This is a genomic window from Luteibacter sp. W1I16, assembly GCF_050434905.1.
In the GTDB taxonomy this organism is placed as follows: domain Bacteria; phylum Pseudomonadota; class Gammaproteobacteria; order Xanthomonadales; family Rhodanobacteraceae; genus Luteibacter.
On record NZ_JBNDJJ010000001.1, the window covers coordinates 1,222,422 to 1,237,226 of the forward strand.

At 65.8% G+C, this 14,805-nt stretch carries 16 protein-coding genes and 1 pseudogene; 5 read left to right on the forward strand and 12 right to left on the reverse strand.

Annotation, left to right across the window (positions count from 1 at the left end; all coding sequences use genetic code 11):
- Positions 1–69: 69 nt before the first annotated feature.
- Positions 70–837, forward strand: coding sequence for a MipA/OmpV family protein (locus QFZ41_RS05490; protein WP_429197823.1), 768 nt, complete (start codon positions 70–72; stop codon positions 835–837).
- Here the strand turns inward: QFZ41_RS05490 and QFZ41_RS05495 are convergent.
- From QFZ41_RS05495 to QFZ41_RS05535, 9 genes are all read right to left on the reverse strand, one after another.
- Positions 834–1,616 carry a CPBP family intramembrane glutamic endopeptidase gene (locus QFZ41_RS05495; protein WP_429197824.1) on the reverse strand — a complete coding sequence of 261 codons (783 nt, stop codon included), beginning with the start codon at positions 1,614–1,616 and terminating at the stop codon, positions 834–836. The two genes, QFZ41_RS05490 and QFZ41_RS05495, sit on opposite strands and share 4 nt — an antisense overlap.
- 76 nt (positions 1,617–1,692) lie before the next feature.
- On the reverse strand, positions 1,693–2,007 hold the full coding sequence (locus QFZ41_RS05500; protein ID WP_429197825.1) for a non-heme iron oxygenase ferredoxin subunit: 315 nt from the start codon (positions 2,005–2,007) through the stop codon (positions 1,693–1,695).
- On the reverse strand, positions 2,004–2,537 hold the full coding sequence (locus tag QFZ41_RS05505; RefSeq protein WP_429197826.1) for a GNAT family N-acetyltransferase: 534 nt from the start codon (positions 2,535–2,537) through the stop codon (positions 2,004–2,006). The genes QFZ41_RS05500 and QFZ41_RS05505 overlap by 4 nt, the downstream gene beginning before the upstream one ends.
- A gap of 17 nt (positions 2,538–2,554) precedes the next feature.
- Positions 2,555–3,802 carry an aminotransferase class V-fold PLP-dependent enzyme gene (locus QFZ41_RS05510; RefSeq protein WP_429197827.1) on the reverse strand — a complete coding sequence of 416 codons (1,248 nt, stop codon included), beginning with the start codon at positions 3,800–3,802 and terminating at the stop codon, positions 2,555–2,557.
- An 18-nt stretch (positions 3,803–3,820) separates the two neighbouring features.
- Positions 3,821–5,146: a Fe-S cluster assembly protein SufD gene (gene sufD, locus QFZ41_RS05515; protein ID WP_429197828.1), complete on the reverse strand. Its 1,326-nt coding sequence runs from the start codon at positions 5,144–5,146 to the stop codon at positions 3,821–3,823.
- On the reverse strand, positions 5,143–5,928 hold the full coding sequence (gene sufC / locus QFZ41_RS05520) for a Fe-S cluster assembly ATPase SufC (RefSeq protein WP_429200188.1): 786 nt from the start codon (positions 5,926–5,928) through the stop codon (positions 5,143–5,145). The genes sufD and sufC overlap by 4 nt, the downstream gene beginning before the upstream one ends.
- 21 nt (positions 5,929–5,949) lie before the next feature.
- Complete coding sequence (locus tag QFZ41_RS05525) at positions 5,950–6,357, reverse strand: ACT domain-containing protein (protein ID WP_429197829.1); 408 nt, start codon at positions 6,355–6,357, stop codon at positions 5,950–5,952.
- A 2-nt stretch (positions 6,358–6,359) separates the two neighbouring features.
- A complete protein-coding gene (sufB, locus tag QFZ41_RS05530) occupies positions 6,360–7,820 on the reverse strand; it encodes a Fe-S cluster assembly protein SufB (protein WP_429200189.1) in 1,461 nt (486 codons plus the stop codon).
- Between the two features lie 14 nt (positions 7,821–7,834).
- The gene (locus QFZ41_RS05535) at positions 7,835–8,287 is read right to left on the reverse strand and encodes an SUF system Fe-S cluster assembly regulator (RefSeq protein WP_429197830.1); all 453 of its coding nucleotides are present in this window, start codon (positions 8,285–8,287) and stop codon (positions 7,835–7,837) included.
- A gap of 386 nt (positions 8,288–8,673) precedes the next feature.
- Here QFZ41_RS05535 and QFZ41_RS05540 point away from each other — a divergent pair, with 386 nt between their 5' ends.
- Together QFZ41_RS05540 and QFZ41_RS05545 are read left to right on the forward strand one after the other, a co-directional pair.
- On the forward strand, positions 8,674–9,012 hold the full coding sequence (locus QFZ41_RS05540; protein ID WP_429197831.1) for a P-II family nitrogen regulator: 339 nt from the start codon (positions 8,674–8,676) through the stop codon (positions 9,010–9,012).
- Positions 9,002–10,336: an ammonium transporter gene (locus QFZ41_RS05545; protein WP_429197832.1), complete on the forward strand. Its 1,335-nt coding sequence runs from the start codon at positions 9,002–9,004 to the stop codon at positions 10,334–10,336. Before QFZ41_RS05540 ends, QFZ41_RS05545 begins: the two co-directional genes overlap by 11 nt.
- 113 nt (positions 10,337–10,449) lie before the next feature.
- Here QFZ41_RS05545 and QFZ41_RS05550 read toward each other — a convergent pair whose 3' ends face one another.
- The 3 genes and pseudogenes from QFZ41_RS05550 to QFZ41_RS05560 form a co-directional block, all read right to left on the reverse strand.
- The gene (locus tag QFZ41_RS05550; protein ID WP_429197833.1) at positions 10,450–10,941 is read right to left on the reverse strand and encodes a RidA family protein; all 492 of its coding nucleotides are present in this window, start codon (positions 10,939–10,941) and stop codon (positions 10,450–10,452) included.
- 3 nt (positions 10,942–10,944) lie between these two features.
- Positions 10,945–11,361, reverse strand: coding sequence for a c-type cytochrome (locus QFZ41_RS05555; protein ID WP_429197834.1), 417 nt, complete (start codon positions 11,359–11,361; stop codon positions 10,945–10,947).
- Positions 11,358–12,936 (reverse strand): annotated as a pseudogene (locus tag QFZ41_RS05560) (flavin monoamine oxidase family protein). The gene QFZ41_RS05555 and the pseudogene QFZ41_RS05560 overlap by 4 nt, the downstream one beginning before the upstream one ends.
- A 177-nt stretch (positions 12,937–13,113) precedes the next feature.
- On the opposite strand from QFZ41_RS05560, the gene QFZ41_RS05565 reads away from it, so the two are divergent.
- Positions 13,114–14,124 carry an aminoglycoside phosphotransferase family protein gene (locus QFZ41_RS05565; protein ID WP_429197835.1) on the forward strand — a complete coding sequence of 337 codons (1,011 nt, stop codon included), beginning with the start codon at positions 13,114–13,116 and terminating at the stop codon, positions 14,122–14,124.
- Positions 14,121–14,804: an N-acetylmuramate alpha-1-phosphate uridylyltransferase MurU gene (murU, locus tag QFZ41_RS05570; protein ID WP_429197836.1), complete on the forward strand. Its 684-nt coding sequence runs from the start codon at positions 14,121–14,123 to the stop codon at positions 14,802–14,804. Before QFZ41_RS05565 ends, murU begins: the two co-directional genes overlap by 4 nt.
- Position 14,805: the final 1 nt, after the last annotated feature.

Below are 14,805 nucleotides of genomic sequence, written 5' to 3' on the forward strand. Positions count from 1 at the left end.
CCGATCGAAAGCCATATGTAAGAACCCGTATGGCATGCTTCGGCGCTCATCCGGCTCCGGTTCCCGCGCATGCACCGTTCGCGCCTCGTTCTCCCCCTACTGCTCCTGGTGGCCGCAAACGCTGCTCATGCCGGCGACGACGACGCGCCCAGCTACGCCTTTGGCGCCGGCGTGCAGCGGATGCCGGCGTGGCAGGGCTCGAAGGACCGGCGCGACCAGCCCCTGCCCTACGTGGACATCGATCTTCCCGGCAAGGGCGAACTATCGACCGCCGACGGCCTCACCATCGACCTGATTTCCGGCGAGCACTGGCACGGCGGCGTCTACGGCAACTGGCTGTGGGGCCGCACGCATGGCGATCTCGGGCAGCTCGGCGGCAAGATCGCCTCGCTGTCGCCGCGTTTCCAGGGCGGCGGCTACCTCGAGTACGCCTTCGACAAGCGCTTCAGCATCGGCGGCCACCTTGCCCACGACACCAACGGCGCGGGCGCCTATGCGGCCCTTTACGCCGACTACCGCTTGCCTGACGTGTGGTACATCCAGCATTCCATCGAATTTCAGGTGGAAGGTATGAACGGCGCGGCGATGCGCCGCTTCTACGGGGTCACCCCGGGCGAGGCGGCCACCCTGGGTACGCCGGCATGGCGGCCCGGGGCCGGCTGGCAATCGGCCGACCTCGAATACGACGCCTTCATTCCCACGTCGCAGCACACCGGATTCGCCCTTGCCGTCTCGTATGGACGGCTATACGGCAACGCGTCGGCGAGTCCCCTGGTCCGCCAGTTCGGCTCTTCGCGGCAGGTGACGGAAACGCTCGCCTTCGTGTACCACTTCTAGACGGCCGGATCGGCGTTCAGGTCGTCGCGCTCCAGGGGCGCCGGGACCGCGAACAGCACGCCGAGCATGACCAGGTGGGCGGCGGCCGAGAGGAAGGGCGACCACACCGTCGAGACCACCTGGTACGGCAGGATGTCGCCTATCAGGATATTGGCGAGGTTCCAGCCCCAGTGCAGGCCCACCGCCAGCCACAACGACCCCGTACGAACCACGGCGGTGGCGTAGGCGAGGCCGAAGCAGAACAGCATCGTCCACTCCGCCGGACCGGCGCTGAGCCGGTAGACGTGGTTGACCACGTAGAACGTGGCGGATACGAGCACGAACACCCATGGCAACCAGCGGATGCGCGATGCGCGATAAAGGAAGCCACGCGTGAGGATGTCCTCGGCGACGGAGGGCACGAAGGTCGCGACCAGCGCCCACGGAATCGACGAGAGGAAGGAAACGGCGGCGACCCGTGGCGACTCCGGCGCGAGCGCGGCGTAGACGTTGAAAACCATGCCGATGCACACCGCCACGTACTTGAGTAGCAGTGCCAGCGCGAGCCCGCCAACCAGCAGGACCCCCGCCGAGCGGCGCCATTCCAGCGCATAGGCGTCGTAACCGCGAAAACCGAGCCAGCGTCCCAGCGGCCAGGCGGCTGCGACTGTCGCCACCATCAGGCAGGCCTGCGCCGTGAAACTGCCTAGCAGCCGTCCGCCGATACCTTCGGCGCCCTGGTACAGAACGAACAGGATCGCGAAGGCGAGTGCCACACGCCAACGATCGTTCTGAGCCATGGAATCCCCTGAAGGTTGCGGATGCCCTGCGAAGCTTAGGACCGGCAAGCGTTGCGCGCCATAGGTTTTTGATGCCTCAGCGGTCGTCTCGCGTCCAGATCGCGTCCTCGGCTTCCTTCACCGGGAAGACCGAGACCGGCTCGTAGGCCGGCGGGCAGGTGACCTCGCCGGAACGCAGGTCGAAACGGGCACCGTGCCGCACGCACTCCACTTCGAAGCCGGCCACCGGACCTCCGGCCAGTTCGCCGCCGTCGTGCGTGCAGACGTCCTCGATGGCGTAGAGGTCGCCATCGATGTTGTACACGGCGATCGCGGTGTCGCCGTCCCATACCACCCGATACTCGCCCGGGAGCAACTCGCTCCGCGTGGCTACCCTCACCCAGCCGTTCATGAGCGCCATTCCTTCACCAGGTATTCGAAACGCAGGTCGTCGCGCTGTGGAAGGCCGAAGCGCTCGTCGCCATAGGGAAACGGCTTCGTCCGCCCGGTACGGACATAGCCCCTACGCTCGTACCATGCGATGAGTTCGACGCGGATATCGATGACCGTCATTTCCACGCGGTCGCAGCCCCACTCGTCGCGGGCGATGCGTTCGACTTCCTCGATCACCCGCCGGCCGATCCCCGTTCCCTGCAAGGGCGGATGGACGGAGAACATGCCGAAATAGCAGGCTGTGTCCTGCCGCTCGATGTAGCACGATGCGGCGACCTCGCCTCCCCGCTCGAACAGGACGAAGCGCCCGTTTTCGCTGGAGAGCAGCTCCTCGATCTCGGTGACGTCGGTACGGCGCCCGTGCAGGAAATCGGCTTCGGTGGTCCAGCCGGCACGGCTGGCATCGCCACGGTAGGCGGATTCGACGAGCGTCGCGATGACGGGCGCGTCGGCCAGGGTCGCGGTTCGGAAAGCATGGTCGGTGGTCATGCGGCGATCTTAGCGTTTCAGCCCAGCAGCTTGCGCACCCGGCCGATCGCCTCGATGAAACCGTCCACCTCGGCCCGGGTGTTGTAGAAGGCCAGCGAGGCCCGCAACGTGGCCGGCACGCCGAAGAACTGCATCAGCGGATGGGCGCAATGATGACCCGAACGGACCGCCACGCCCTGCAGATCGAGCAAGGTGGCCATGTCGTTGGCATGGGCGCCTTCGAGCAGGAAGGAAATGACCGGCTCCTTCTCTTTCGCGCGGCCGAAGATGCGCACACCAGGCAGGCTTTCGATCGCATCGGTGGCGTAGGCCAGCAGATCCTGCTCATACGCCTTGAGCCGGTCGAAGCCGATGCCTTCGAGGTAGGCGATTGCCGCCGGAACACCGGCGAAGCCCGCGATGTTCGGTGTGCCCGCTTCGAAACGGTGCGGAGGGTCCGCGAAGACCGTGCCTTCGAAGCGCACCTCACGGATCATCTCGCCACCACCGAAGAAGGGTGGCATCGCCATGAGGTGTTCGCGCTTCGCCCAGAGAGCGCCGGTGCCCGTGGGCGCCAGCATCTTGTGACCGGTGATGGCGTAGAAATCGCAGCCCAGCGCCTGGACGTCGATCCGGCGATGCGGGGCCGCCTGCGAACCGTCCACCAGTAGCGGAATGCCGCGCTTGCGGCATTCCCGCGCGATCTCGCGGACGGGATTCACCGTGCCCAGCACGTTGGAGACATGTGCGACGCAGGCGAGTTTCACCTCGGGCGTCAGCATCTCGATGTACTTCTCGACGATCAGGTCGCCGTTGGCGTCGATCGGCGCGGCCTTGACCGTGGCTCCGGTACGTTCGGCCACCAGTTGCCAGGGAACGATGTTGGCGTGGTGCTCCATCACCGTGGTGAGTATCGCGTCCCCGGCCTTCAGGCACGGCAAGGCGTAACTGTAGGCAACGAGATTGATCGCCTGCGTCGTGCCGGAGGTGAGAATCACCTCGTCGCGCGAGGGCGCGTTGACGAAACGCGCGATGGCGTCGCGCGCGGCCTCGTACGAAGCCGTGGCCTCTTCGCCGAGCGTATGCACCGCACGGGCCACATTGGCGTTGTGCTGGCGATAGTGCCGGTCGACCGCCTCGATCACCGATACCGGTTTCTGCCCGGTGTTGGCGTTGTCGAAATAGATCAGCGGCTTTCCGTGCACCGTGCGCGACAGCAGCGGGAAGTCGGCGCGGATGCGTTCGACGTCCAGCGGCAGGAGGGCTGCTTCGGGCTTGGCGTTCATGGCTTGGCTCCGTACTACTTATTCGGTGGCGGGGCCGGTCGGCAGGTGCGCGACCAGCAATTCGCCCAGATGCTCGCGCAGCGCCTCGTTCGGCAGCGATTCGAACACGGCGCGACAGAACGCCAGGGTGAGCAGGCTGCGCGCCTGGGCTACCGGAATACCGCGGGAGCGCAGGTAGAAGAGCGAGCGCTCGTCGAGTTGCCCGATGGTGGCGCCATGCGCGGCTTTCACCTCGTCGGCGTAGATCTCGAGTTCCGGCTTGGTGTCGATTTCGGCCTGCGCGGACAGCAGCAGGTTCTTGTTGCTGAGCGAGGCATCGGTGCCGTCGGCACCCTCGGCGACCACGATCGCGCCACGGAAAACACCACGTGAGCGGCCGTCGGCGATACCGCGCCAGAGCGCGTCGGACGCTGTCCCGCGCGCGTTGTGCCGGATCTCGAGTTGCGTATCCACATGCTGGCGCGCCGACAGGGCGAACACGCCGCGCGAATCGAAGCGCGAACCATCACCGGCCAGCTCGGCGTTCACTTCGTGCCGGACGAGTGCGCCACCCAGTTCGAGGGCGTGCAGGGTGACTTCGGCCCTCTCGTCGAGACGGACCTGGCTGCGGCGAACCAGGGTCGTCGCGGCCGAGGCGTCCTGGACCACCACGAGCCCCAGGCGTCCGCCTTCGCGGACGGCGACATCGGACACCAGCGTACCCAGTTGCGTGGCATCGCCGGCCGAAACGAAATGTTCGACGAGGTCCGCGCTCGCGCCTTTTCCGATATCCACCAGCACGCGCGCGTGCCAGGCAGTGTCGCCCTGGATGCCACTGGAGACATGCACGACGTGCAGCGGCTTCGCCAGAGCCACGCCCTCGGGTATGCGAAGCACGAGGCCGTCGCCGGCCAGCGCGGCGTTCAGATGGGCGAACGCATCGGCGGCGCCGCGACGGTAACGGTTGGCCAGGGCGAATCGCAGAGGCTCCGGGTTCGCGGACAGCGCGCCGGACAACGGTGAGAGTTCGACGCCGTCTACCGCCAGCGACGACAGGTCGGCGCGGAATACGCCGTCGACGAAGACGACACGGGGGGCGCCATCGACGCCCGGCAAGGCATACAGGGCGGGGTCGACGATCGCCGAGAGAGCCGCGTCACGGTCGGCGAGGGCGAAGCCGCGCTGAGACAGCGCGCGCAGCGGCGTGTACTTCCACGCTTCGTTTCGTCCTTCGGGCAACCCGGTAACGGCGAAGGCCTCGAGGTTCTCGGCACGCGCGGCGTCGAGCCACGCGATGCCGGTCGAGGGAAGCGTGGCGGCGGAGTCCAGCGCCGCCCGCACGAACGGGGACGGCGCGCTACTCATGCCGGCGCCCCGGCGAGGTCGGCCTTGCGCAGTTCCGGATGCGTGTCGGCAAGCCAGGCGTAGCCCTGCTCTTCCAGTTTCAGGGCGAGGTTCTTGTCGCCGCTCTCGACGATGCGGCCACCGGCGAGCACGTGGACGAAGTCCGGCTCGATATAGTCGAGCAGGCGCTGGTAATGGGTGACGATCACGAACGAGCGGTCCGGCGAACGCAGGGCGTTGACGCCTTCGGCCACCTGCTTCAATGCGTCGATGTCGAGGCCGGAGTCGGTCTCGTCCAGGATCGCCAGCTTCGGTTCGAGCACGGCCATCTGGAAGATCTCGTTACGCTTCTTCTCGCCGCCGGAGAACCCCTCGTTCACCGCGCGGTGCAGCAGTTCGTCCGAGATCTGCATCACCTTCAACTTCTCGCGCACGAGCTTGAGGAAGCGCATGGAATCCAGCTCGGCTTCACCACGGAACTTCCGCTGCGCGTTGAGCGCGGCACGCAGGAAGTAGGTGTTGTTCACGCCCGGAATCTCGACCGGGTACTGGAAGGCGAGGAAGACACCCACAGCGGCGCGTTCTTCCGGCTCCAGCGCCAGGAGATCGCGTCCGTCGAACGTGACGGAGCCTTCGGTCACCTCGTAGCCATCACGCCCCGCGAGCACGTTGCCGAGCGTGGATTTACCGGCGCCGTTCGGCCCCATGATGGCGTGCACCTCGCCCGGTTTCACTTCGAGCGAAAGGCCTTTGAGGATCTCCTTGCCTTCGACGCGGGCATGGAGGTTGTCGATCTTGAGCATGTGCATGGCGGTGCTGTCCAATCAGGGCGTGAGGTGCGAGAGCGCGTCGAGCGCGTCGTCGCGGCGATCCCAGGGCACGAAGATGTGGTCGTGCAGGAACGCGGATACGGGGTTGCAGGGAATGCCGCGCCTGGCCAGCGCGGCGGATACGGCGGCCATCATGCCGACGGCGGTGAGGCTGGATTGCACGCGCAACGTGATGCGCGCCCAGAGCAGGCGGTCGCCCTGCGCATCGTCGCCATCGACATCCACGATGAGCGTCGTGCCTTCGGCCTCGCGGAACATCATCAGCGCATCGGCCAGGCGCGCCCGTGCCTTCTCGTGCGAGACGTGAAGGAAGCGCTTGGGCACCGGATCGATCTCGGGGTCCAGCGCGGCGAGCAGCGCACGAAGGTCGGTCACACCCGGTGCGGAACCGGCGATACCCATCGTCAGCCCACCGCGCCTTCGAGGGAGACCTCGAGCAGCTTCTTGGCTTCGACGGCGAATTCCATCGGCAGTTCGCGGAACACCTGCTTGCAGAAACCGTCGACGATCATCGACACGGCGTCTTCCTCACCGATACCGCGCGAGAGGCAGTAGAACAGCTGGTCGTCTGAGATCTTCGATGTGGTGGCCTCGTGCTCGACGATCGCGTTCGGATTCTTCACTTCCATGTACGGGAAGGTATGCGCGCCGCACTTCTTGCCGATGAGCAGGGAATCGCACTGGGTGTAGTTGCGCGCACCGTCGGCGCCCTTCTCGATCTTCACCAGGCCGCGATAGCTGTTCGAACTGCGGCCGGCGCTGATGCCCTTGGCGACGATCTTCGACTTGGTGCCCTTGCCGATGTGGATCATCTTGGTGCCGGTATCGGCCTGCTGGCGATGGTGCGTGAGCGCCACGGAATAGAACTCGCCCACCGAGCGGTCGCCGCGCAGCACGCAGCTGGGATACTTCCAGGTGATCGCGGAACCGGTCTCCACCTGGGTCCAGGAGATCTTCGAATCAGCGCCACGGCAATCGCCGCGCTTGGTCACGAAGTTGTAGATGCCGCCGACGCCGTTCTCGTCGCCCGGGTACCAGTTCTGCACGGTGGAATACTTGATCTGGGCACGCTCCAGCGCGACCAGTTCGACCACCGCGGCATGCAGCTGGTTCTCGTCGCGCATGGGCGCGGTGCAGCCTTCCAGGTACGACACATAGGCGTCGTCCTCGGCCACGATGAGCGTGCGTTCGAACTGCCCGGTGTTGATCGCGTTGATGCGGAAGTAGGTGGATAATTCCATCGGGCAACGCACGCCCTTGGGGATGAACACGAAGCTGCCGTCGGAGAACACGGCCGAGTTCAACGCCGCGAAGTAGTTGTCGCCCGTGGGCACGACGCTGCCGAGGTACTGGCGCACGAGGTCGCCGTGCTCGCGGATCGCCTCGGACATCGAGCAGAAGATGACGCCGGCCTCGGCCAGTTCCTTGCGGAAGGTGGTGCCCACCGAGACCGAGTCGAACACCGCATCCACGGCGACGCCGGCCAGCCTGGCCCGTTCGTGCAGGGGCACGCCCAGTTTCTCGTAGGTCTCGAGCAACTTGGGGTCGACTTCGTCCAGCGATTTCGGCCCGGCCTTCGGGGCCGAGTAGTAACTGACCGCCTGGTAGTCGATCGGTGCGATGTCGAGCTTCGCCCAGTCCGGCTCGGGCATGGTCAGCCAGTGGCGATACGCGGCGAGGCGCCACTCGGTCATCCACTCGGGCTCCTCCTTGATGGCGGAGAGCTGGCGGACGATGTCCTCGCTCAGGCCGGGAGGCAGGCTGTTGGATTCGATGTCGGTGACGAAGCCGGCTTCATAGCGGCGGTTGAGGGCCGCTTCGACTTCGGCGTTGTCGCGCACCGGGGCTGCCACGTCGCGTGTCATGTTCTCACTCTCGTTCATGCGTTTGCCTGTGCGGCCTGGGCCGCATCCTTCGCCGTCGCCACGGGGCGCGCGGCAAGCATCTGTGCCAGGGTCATGGAACGCAGCACGCCGTCGATCGCCCCTGAGACCGACCGCCAGCTGTCACTGACGCCGCACTGGGACTGCCGGTCGCAATGGCCCTGGGCCACGCTGCATTCGGTCATGCCGATCGGACCTTCCATCGCCTCGACGATATCGGCGAGGCTGATCGCCTCGGCCGGACGGGCGAGGCGGTAACCGCCGTTGACCCCGCGAAACGACTCCACCAGCCCGGCGTGGCCCAGCAACTTCAACAACTTCGAGACCGTGGGCAACTCCAGGCGCGCCTCTTCGGCGATCTGGGCGGTGCTCAGAACGTCGGCGGGATGCGCGGCGATGCAGGTCATCACCACGGTCGCGTAATCGGTCAATCGGCTGACACGGAGCATGGGGAGGGGATGTCGTAATACCGGACCAAAATGGTACTGATTTATGCGGGTCAGTGCAATGGTGACCCGGCGGAATCAACCTCGGACGGGGAAAGCACGGCTCTGAGGCCTGGTGGGAGCCGACCCTGTCGTGGTGGGAGCCGACCCTGTCGGCGATCCCCGCGGCAGCGGGCCGAGTCACGGCAAGCACCCATCGCCGACAGGGTCGGCTCCCACCAAAGCGCCTCCATGGTGCGCCTTCTCGCACCGATATGGTGCGTTCCACGATGGCTGACCCCCACCGCTGTGAACCCTTGCCGCGCCGCACAACGGGTCCGGCCACGCGCACCGACTGGCACGCATCCTGCTCTCCCTCCGGCAGACCAACCAAAGGGGAAGCGCGCTCCATGAAGTGGATCAACGCGATCATCAAGCCGTTCACGCTGGACGACGTCCGCGAAGCCCTCTCCGAGGTCGGTGTCCAGGGGATGACGGTCACCGAGGTGAAGGGCTTCGGTCGGCAGCACGGTCACACCGAGCTGTACCGCGGCGCCGAGTACGTCGTCGATTTCCTGCCCAAGCTGAAAATCGAGATCGCCGTGACCGACGAGCAACTGGAGCGGGCGATCGAGGCCATCACCGGCGCGGCACGCACGGGCAAGATCGGCGACGGCAAGATCTTCGTCATCGACCTGGAACAAGCCATTCGTATCCGCACCCAGGAGGTCGACGCCGATGCGCTCTGATGTCATCCGCAAGGCCCTCGCGCCGGCACTAGCCGCCGCCCTCCTCCCCTGTGGCGCCCTCGCCCAGGCCGCCGCTCCCGCGAAACTCGATTCCGGCGACACCGCCTGGATGCTTACCGCCACGATGCTCGTGCTGCTGATGACGATTCCGGGCCTCGCCCTGTTCTACGGCGGCATGGTGCGGGCGAAGAACCTGCTTTCCGTACTGATGCAGTGCTTCGCCATCACCGCGCTGGTTACCGTGCTGTGGGTGGTCTACGGCTACTCGGTCGCGTTCGACACCACCGGCATGACCGCGGGGACGACCAATCTGCATTCCTTCGTCGGCGGCTTCGGCCACGCCATGCTGGCCGGCCTCAAACCCGGCAGCCTCTACAACACGATTCCTGAAGCGGTCTTCGTGATGTTCCAGATGACCTTCGCGATCATCACGCCCGCGCTGATCGTCGGCGCGATTGCCGAGCGCATGAAATTTTCCGCGCTGCTCGTGTTCACCGCGCTGTGGTTCACCGTGGTCTACCTGCCGATCGCGCACATGGTCTGGGGCGGCCCCGGTTCCTACCTGGGCGACCTCGGCGTGCTCGACTTCGCCGGTGGCACGGTGGTGCACATCAACGCGGGCATCGCGGGCCTCGTCGGCTGCCTCGTGATCGGCAAGCGCCGCGGTTACCCGTCCACGCCGATGCCGCCGCACAACCTCGGTTACACGCTCGTCGGTGCCAGCATGCTCTGGCTCGGCTGGTTCGGTTTCAACGCCGGTTCCGCCGTTGCCGCCAACGGCAGTGCCGGCATGGCGATGCTGGTGACGCAGATCGCGACGGCGGCCGCGGCGATCGGCTGGACCGCCATCGAATGGATCACCCATCGCCGTCCCAGCGTGCTCGGCATCGCTTCGGGCGCCGTCGCCGGGCTCGTCGCCATCACGCCCGCCGCCGGCACCTGTGGCCCCGGCGCCGCGCTGGTGCTCGGCCTCGTCGCGGGCGTCGTCTGCTTCTTCTGCGCCACCCGCCTCAAGCGCCGGTTCGGTTATGACGACTCACTCGATGTCTTCGGCGTCCACGCCGTCGCAGGCATCATCGGCGCGCTGCTCACCGGTCCGTTCGCGGCTCCCGCCCTCGGCGGCTTCGGTACCGTGACGGACCTCGGTCTGCAACTGTGGATCCAGTTCAAGGGCGTCGCCTTCACCGTCGTCTACAGCGCCGTGCTGAGCTATGCGATCTTCAAGGGCATCGCCGTGACGATGGGCCTGCGTGTCGACGAAGAACAGGAACAGGTGGGCCTGGATATCGCGCTGCATGAGGAGCGGGGTTACAACTTGTCGTGAGCCTGTCCGTCAAGCGGGTGGGAAGCGGCCTGGGCCGCGATCGGGTATTCGGCAAGAACCGATCGCGGCCCAGGCCGCTTCCCACCCGTCAGTATGCGTGTCGGTTGTGGGTGTTACGGGCGGACGGCGGTGACTTCGATTTCGACGAGGAAGTTCGGGCTGGCCAGTGCGGCCACCTGCATCGCCGATCGCGACGGAAGGTTGGGTTGCGTGGCGGTACCGAAGAACTGTGTGTAGCCCGCCATGAAGCCGGCGAAATCCATCTTGCCGCCCTTGGCGGGATCGCCGACCAGGAAGACCTGCATCTTCACCACGTCATCCATCGACAAGCCCATGCCCTTCAGTTGCTTCTCGATCGAGGTGAGCACGCCGACGGTCTGTGTCTTCGTGTCGCCATAGGACTGCGGGCTGTCCTTCGGGGCATTCGCATCGGCCACCGGCGGCACGACGCCGCTCAGGAAGACGAGCGTCTTGCCCGCGGGCACTTCCACCGCGGCGGAAATCGGGAAGTTGCTGTTCGGGATCTTGTGCCGTACGACGTCGGCCGCGAGCGCGGGCGTGATGGCGGCGATCAACAGCGATGCGATCAAGGTCTGCTTGAGCATGGGTCAATTGTCCTCGTCGGTGGAAGGGGCGGGGGGACGGAAAGGTTTCACGTCGTCGGGTTTCAAGGTGTCGGTATACGCATTGCCGAAGTGGCTACGGACGTAATTGACCACGTCGGCGACTTGCGCGTCCGTCAGGAAGGGGCCGAAGGGCGGCATGGCCCCGCGGCCGTTCATCACCATCACGACCGGGTACGCCGCCGACGCGAGCTTGGGGTTGTTCGCCAGTGCCGGATAGTGGCCCGCGCCGACGGCGCCCTTCGCGTCCGCCATGTGGCAACCCTGGCAGATGTGCGTGAATATCTGCTGCCCCGTAGCGTGCGGGGCTTCCTTCGCATCGATGAAGTCGGCATCGGTTTTCTGTGCCAGCGCGAGGCTGGGCGCCGCGAACAACGCGATCGCGAGCAGGACGGTTTTCATGCATGACCTCCGGCCCGCGCCCGCTGGTGCAAGGCATCGATCGCGGAAAGCGAGGAAAGGATGGCGCCCTCCTGCCAGGCCGGCAGGTACGACGCGTGCTCGCCTGCGAGGACGATACGGCCGTCGAACGAGCAGATGTCGGCGTAGTGCTTCTCGCGCACCGCGTCCGTCCACCAGCCGAAACAGCCCAGGGTGAAGGGAGAACGATGCCAGGCGACAGCCATGCCGTTCTCGTAAGCCGAACTGTATTGCGGATGGATTTGCGCACCGTATTCGACGGCCTTGCGAATACGCGCCGCGGGATCGAGCGACGTGAACTCGTAGGCTTCGGTGAAGAACGTATACGAACCGAGCAACACGCCTTTCTTCGTCCCGATGCCGTGGCTCGGGTAGGAGATCATTCCGATGGGAAGGTCGGTGGTCGTGACACCACCATAGATCGCCTCGTCTTCCTCCCAGAACCGCCGCTTGAACTGCAAGCCGATCTTCGATGACGCCATGTACGGGACGGCGGAAATCGCCGCCGCCTTCGCGGCGGATACCTGGACCGGAATCTGGCTGAGGATGGACAAGGGAATCGTGCACACGCACCAGTCGGCTTTCGCCTGTCGTGGTGAACCCGGCGCGTTGGTGTCCTCGTAGGTCACGGTGACGCCGCGATCATCCTGGGCGATCCCGGTGACCTTCGCGTTGTAGCGGATCACGTTGCCGCCGATCTCGCGCACGAAGGCCTTGCCGATCGCATCCATGCCACCCACGGGTTGCATCATCGTGGTCTGGTATTCGTAGAGTTCGCTCATGCCCAGCGCCTTCCACAAGCGGGCGTTGAGCATGTCGGTGAGACCGACCGGCGTGGAGAACACCGGCTTGCCATCCGGACCACCGCCGGCGTCTTTCGCATAGCCACGGTGTTCACTGCTCTCGCGGCCGGCGGTATAGCGGAACTGGCGGTCGAGCCCACCGAAATCACGCATCGCCTCGAGCAGGATCTCGCGATCCTCGCGGCTCACCAGGTCGTCCAGCTTGCCCTTCCCCGTCGCCTTCGCCAACAGCTCGGCCACGCCGCCGTGGAAATCCGCCTGCACTTCACGCAGGCGCTGCGGCTTGCCGCCGAAGGCGTTCTTCCCGTGGATGTACGCGTTGTGATTGACCTGCACGAAGGGTTCGAGTGGCACGCCGAAACGGCGGCAATAGTCGAGCACCCCATGGTGGTGGTACGGTAATCCGCCATGGCCCGGGGTTGAAGTACTGCCCCTCGTCGAACCCGCAAACTTGCCGATGCCCGCCCAGCTCGGTGTAGACATCGCCACCGCGAAGCGTCCAGTTACGCCCACCCGGCCGCGCGTTGTATTCGAGGACCTGCACCGCGTAGCCGGCCTTGCGCAGTTCGTAGGCGGCGACGAGGCCGGCCAGCCCTGCGCCGAGGATGAGGACGTTGCCACGCCCCGTACCCTGCAAGGGAGGCGGGCGCCGGTACGGCGATTCGGCCGCGAAGCCCAGGTTCGTCATCGCCTGGTACATGAGCGCACCGCCACCGGCGACACCGATCATGCGCAGGAGATCACGTCGCGTCATGGACGCGGTCCGACCGTCGTTTTCCATCTACACGCCCCCGATAGAAACCCCTGGGGCCTAGATAACCACACGCTGCAACGCACCACAAGAATCGGATGGCATGCACCAGGGCGGTGCTATGACAGCGCGCGGCAAAGGCTCTAAGCTGACCGGCGGTATCTTCCCTGCAGAATGTCCATGACCGCCTCCGACCGTTCCGTCACCCGCCTCGCCTGGGCCCGCCATGCCACGGGAGACGCCACCCTCGTCCTCGAGCCTGCCTCCGCCGACGCCAGCTTTCGCAGCTACTGGCGCGGTCATGTCGACGGCCAGCCAGTGATCGTGATGGATTCGCCACCGGAGAAGGAAAACCCCGCGCCCTGGGTGGAGATCGGCGAGCGCCTCGCGCGGGCGGGCCTGCACGTACCGAAGGTGATGGTGGCCGACCTGGAGCAGGGATTCCTGCTCATCGAAGACCTCGGCACGCGCACATATCTCCCCGAACTGAACGACGCGAGCGTGGATCCATTGTATGGAGATGCGCTCGATGCCCTGCTGCGCATGCAGGCTCATGTCGACACACGCGGCCTGCCCTCGTTCGACCATGCGTGGCAGACCATGGAACTGGAGATCATGCCCACGTGGCTGCTGCAACGGCACCTGGGCGTGACGCTGGCGTGCGGCGAGTGGGACATCGTCGAGAACGCGTTCACGGCCATCATGCACGCGATCGCCGAGCAACCGCGCGCGTTCATGCACCGCGATTACCACAGCCGCAACCTGCTCGTTACCGACGAGCGTCCCCCAGGCATCATCGATTTCCAGGGAGCGATGTCCGGCCCCATCACCTACGACCTCGCGTCCCTGCTGCGCGACGCCTATATCGTCTGGGACAACGAACGAGTCGAGGGCTGGGTCGAGGCCTATCGCCTGCGCCTGCTCGACGCACGGCTACTCGACGAGACCGTCGACGCCGACCGCTTCCGTCGCTGGTTCGACCTCACCGGCCTGCAGCGCCACATCAAGATCCTCGGCTTGTTCTGCCGGCTCTGCTATCGCGATGGAAAACCCGGCTATCTCAACGACCTTCCGCGAGTGCTTCGTTACGTGCTCGACACGGCGCGCCGCCATGCCGATGTCGCCCCGTTGGCCGACCTCATCGAAGCGATGGTCGGCACCCGCGACCTGCGCGTGGCGGTGGCTGCATGAGGCACGCGCTGATCCTCGCCGCCGGACTGGGGGAACGCATGCGCCCGCTCACCGAACACACCCCCAAGCCGTTGCTCGAAGTGAACGGCAAGCCGCTGATCGTGCACCACATCGAAAAACTCGCCGCGGCGGACGTGCGCTACATCGTCGTCAATACCTCGCACCTCGCGGATCGCTTTCCCGAAACGCTGGGCGACGGATCGCGCTGGGGTGTCCGGCTTCGATATTCGTATGAAGGACCCGTGCCGCTGGAAACCGGCGGAGGCATGCTCAAGGCACTGCCGTTGCTGGGCCCGGAGCCCTTCATCGTGGTGAGCGCGGATATCTGGAGCGACATCGATTACGGCGCGCTTCCGCGTGAACCGCGAGGCGTGGCTCACCTGGTGATGGTACCCAACCCCGATTTCCATCCGCTCGGCGACTTCGCGCTGGCGGACGATGGCAAGCTGCACGAAGGCGACGGCCAGGGAGGTGCGCAGCGTCTCACTTTCGGCAATGTCGGTGTCTACCGGCGCGAGATCGTGGAAGGTGAACCGTCAGGGCGATTCAAGTTGCTGCCGATGTATCGGCGTGCCATCGCAGCCGGAAACCTGACCGGCGAGCGGCACGACGGCTTCTGGCGCAATATCGGCACCCCGGCGCAACTCGATGAGTTACGCCAGGTGCTTGCGGCGGCTTAGC

Bases quoted from the DNA above. Each gene is read 5' to 3' on its own strand.
- QFZ41_RS05555 (WP_429197834.1), bottom strand. From the start codon at position 11,361: ATGAAAACCGTCCTGCTCGCGATCGCGTTGTTCGCGGCGCCCAGCCTC.
- QFZ41_RS05550 (WP_429197833.1), bottom strand. From the start codon at position 10,941: ATGCTCAAGCAGACCTTGATCGCATCGCTGTTGATCGCCGCCATCACG.
- QFZ41_RS05510 (WP_429197827.1), bottom strand. From the start codon at position 3,802: ATGAACGCCAAGCCCGAAGCAGCCCTCCTGCCGCTGGACGTCGAACGC.
- sufC (WP_429200188.1), bottom strand. From the start codon at position 5,928: ATGCTCAAGATCGACAACCTCCATGCCCGCGTCGAAGGCAAGGAGATC.
- QFZ41_RS05495 (WP_429197824.1), bottom strand. From the start codon at position 1,616: ATGGCTCAGAACGATCGTTGGCGTGTGGCACTCGCCTTCGCGATCCTG.
- QFZ41_RS05545 (WP_429197832.1), top strand. From the start codon at position 9,002: ATGCGCTCTGATGTCATCCGCAAGGCCCTCGCGCCGGCACTAGCCGCC.
- QFZ41_RS05540 (WP_429197831.1), top strand. From the start codon at position 8,674: ATGAAGTGGATCAACGCGATCATCAAGCCGTTCACGCTGGACGACGTC.
- QFZ41_RS05535 (WP_429197830.1), bottom strand. From the start codon at position 8,287: ATGCTCCGTGTCAGCCGATTGACCGATTACGCGACCGTGGTGATGACC.
- QFZ41_RS05525 (WP_429197829.1), bottom strand. From the start codon at position 6,357: ATGGGTATCGCCGGTTCCGCACCGGGTGTGACCGACCTTCGTGCGCTG.
- QFZ41_RS05565 (WP_429197835.1), top strand. From the start codon at position 13,114: ATGACCGCCTCCGACCGTTCCGTCACCCGCCTCGCCTGGGCCCGCCAT.
- sufB (WP_429200189.1), bottom strand. From the start codon at position 7,820: ATGACACGCGACGTGGCAGCCCCGGTGCGCGACAACGCCGAAGTCGAA.
- QFZ41_RS05500 (WP_429197825.1), bottom strand. From the start codon at position 2,007: ATGAACGGCTGGGTGAGGGTAGCCACGCGGAGCGAGTTGCTCCCGGGC.
- QFZ41_RS05490 (WP_429197823.1), top strand. From the start codon at position 70: ATGCACCGTTCGCGCCTCGTTCTCCCCCTACTGCTCCTGGTGGCCGCA.
- sufD (WP_429197828.1), bottom strand. From the start codon at position 5,146: ATGAGTAGCGCGCCGTCCCCGTTCGTGCGGGCGGCGCTGGACTCCGCC.
- QFZ41_RS05505 (WP_429197826.1), bottom strand. From the start codon at position 2,537: ATGACCACCGACCATGCTTTCCGAACCGCGACCCTGGCCGACGCGCCC.
- murU (WP_429197836.1), top strand. From the start codon at position 14,121: ATGAGGCACGCGCTGATCCTCGCCGCCGGACTGGGGGAACGCATGCGC.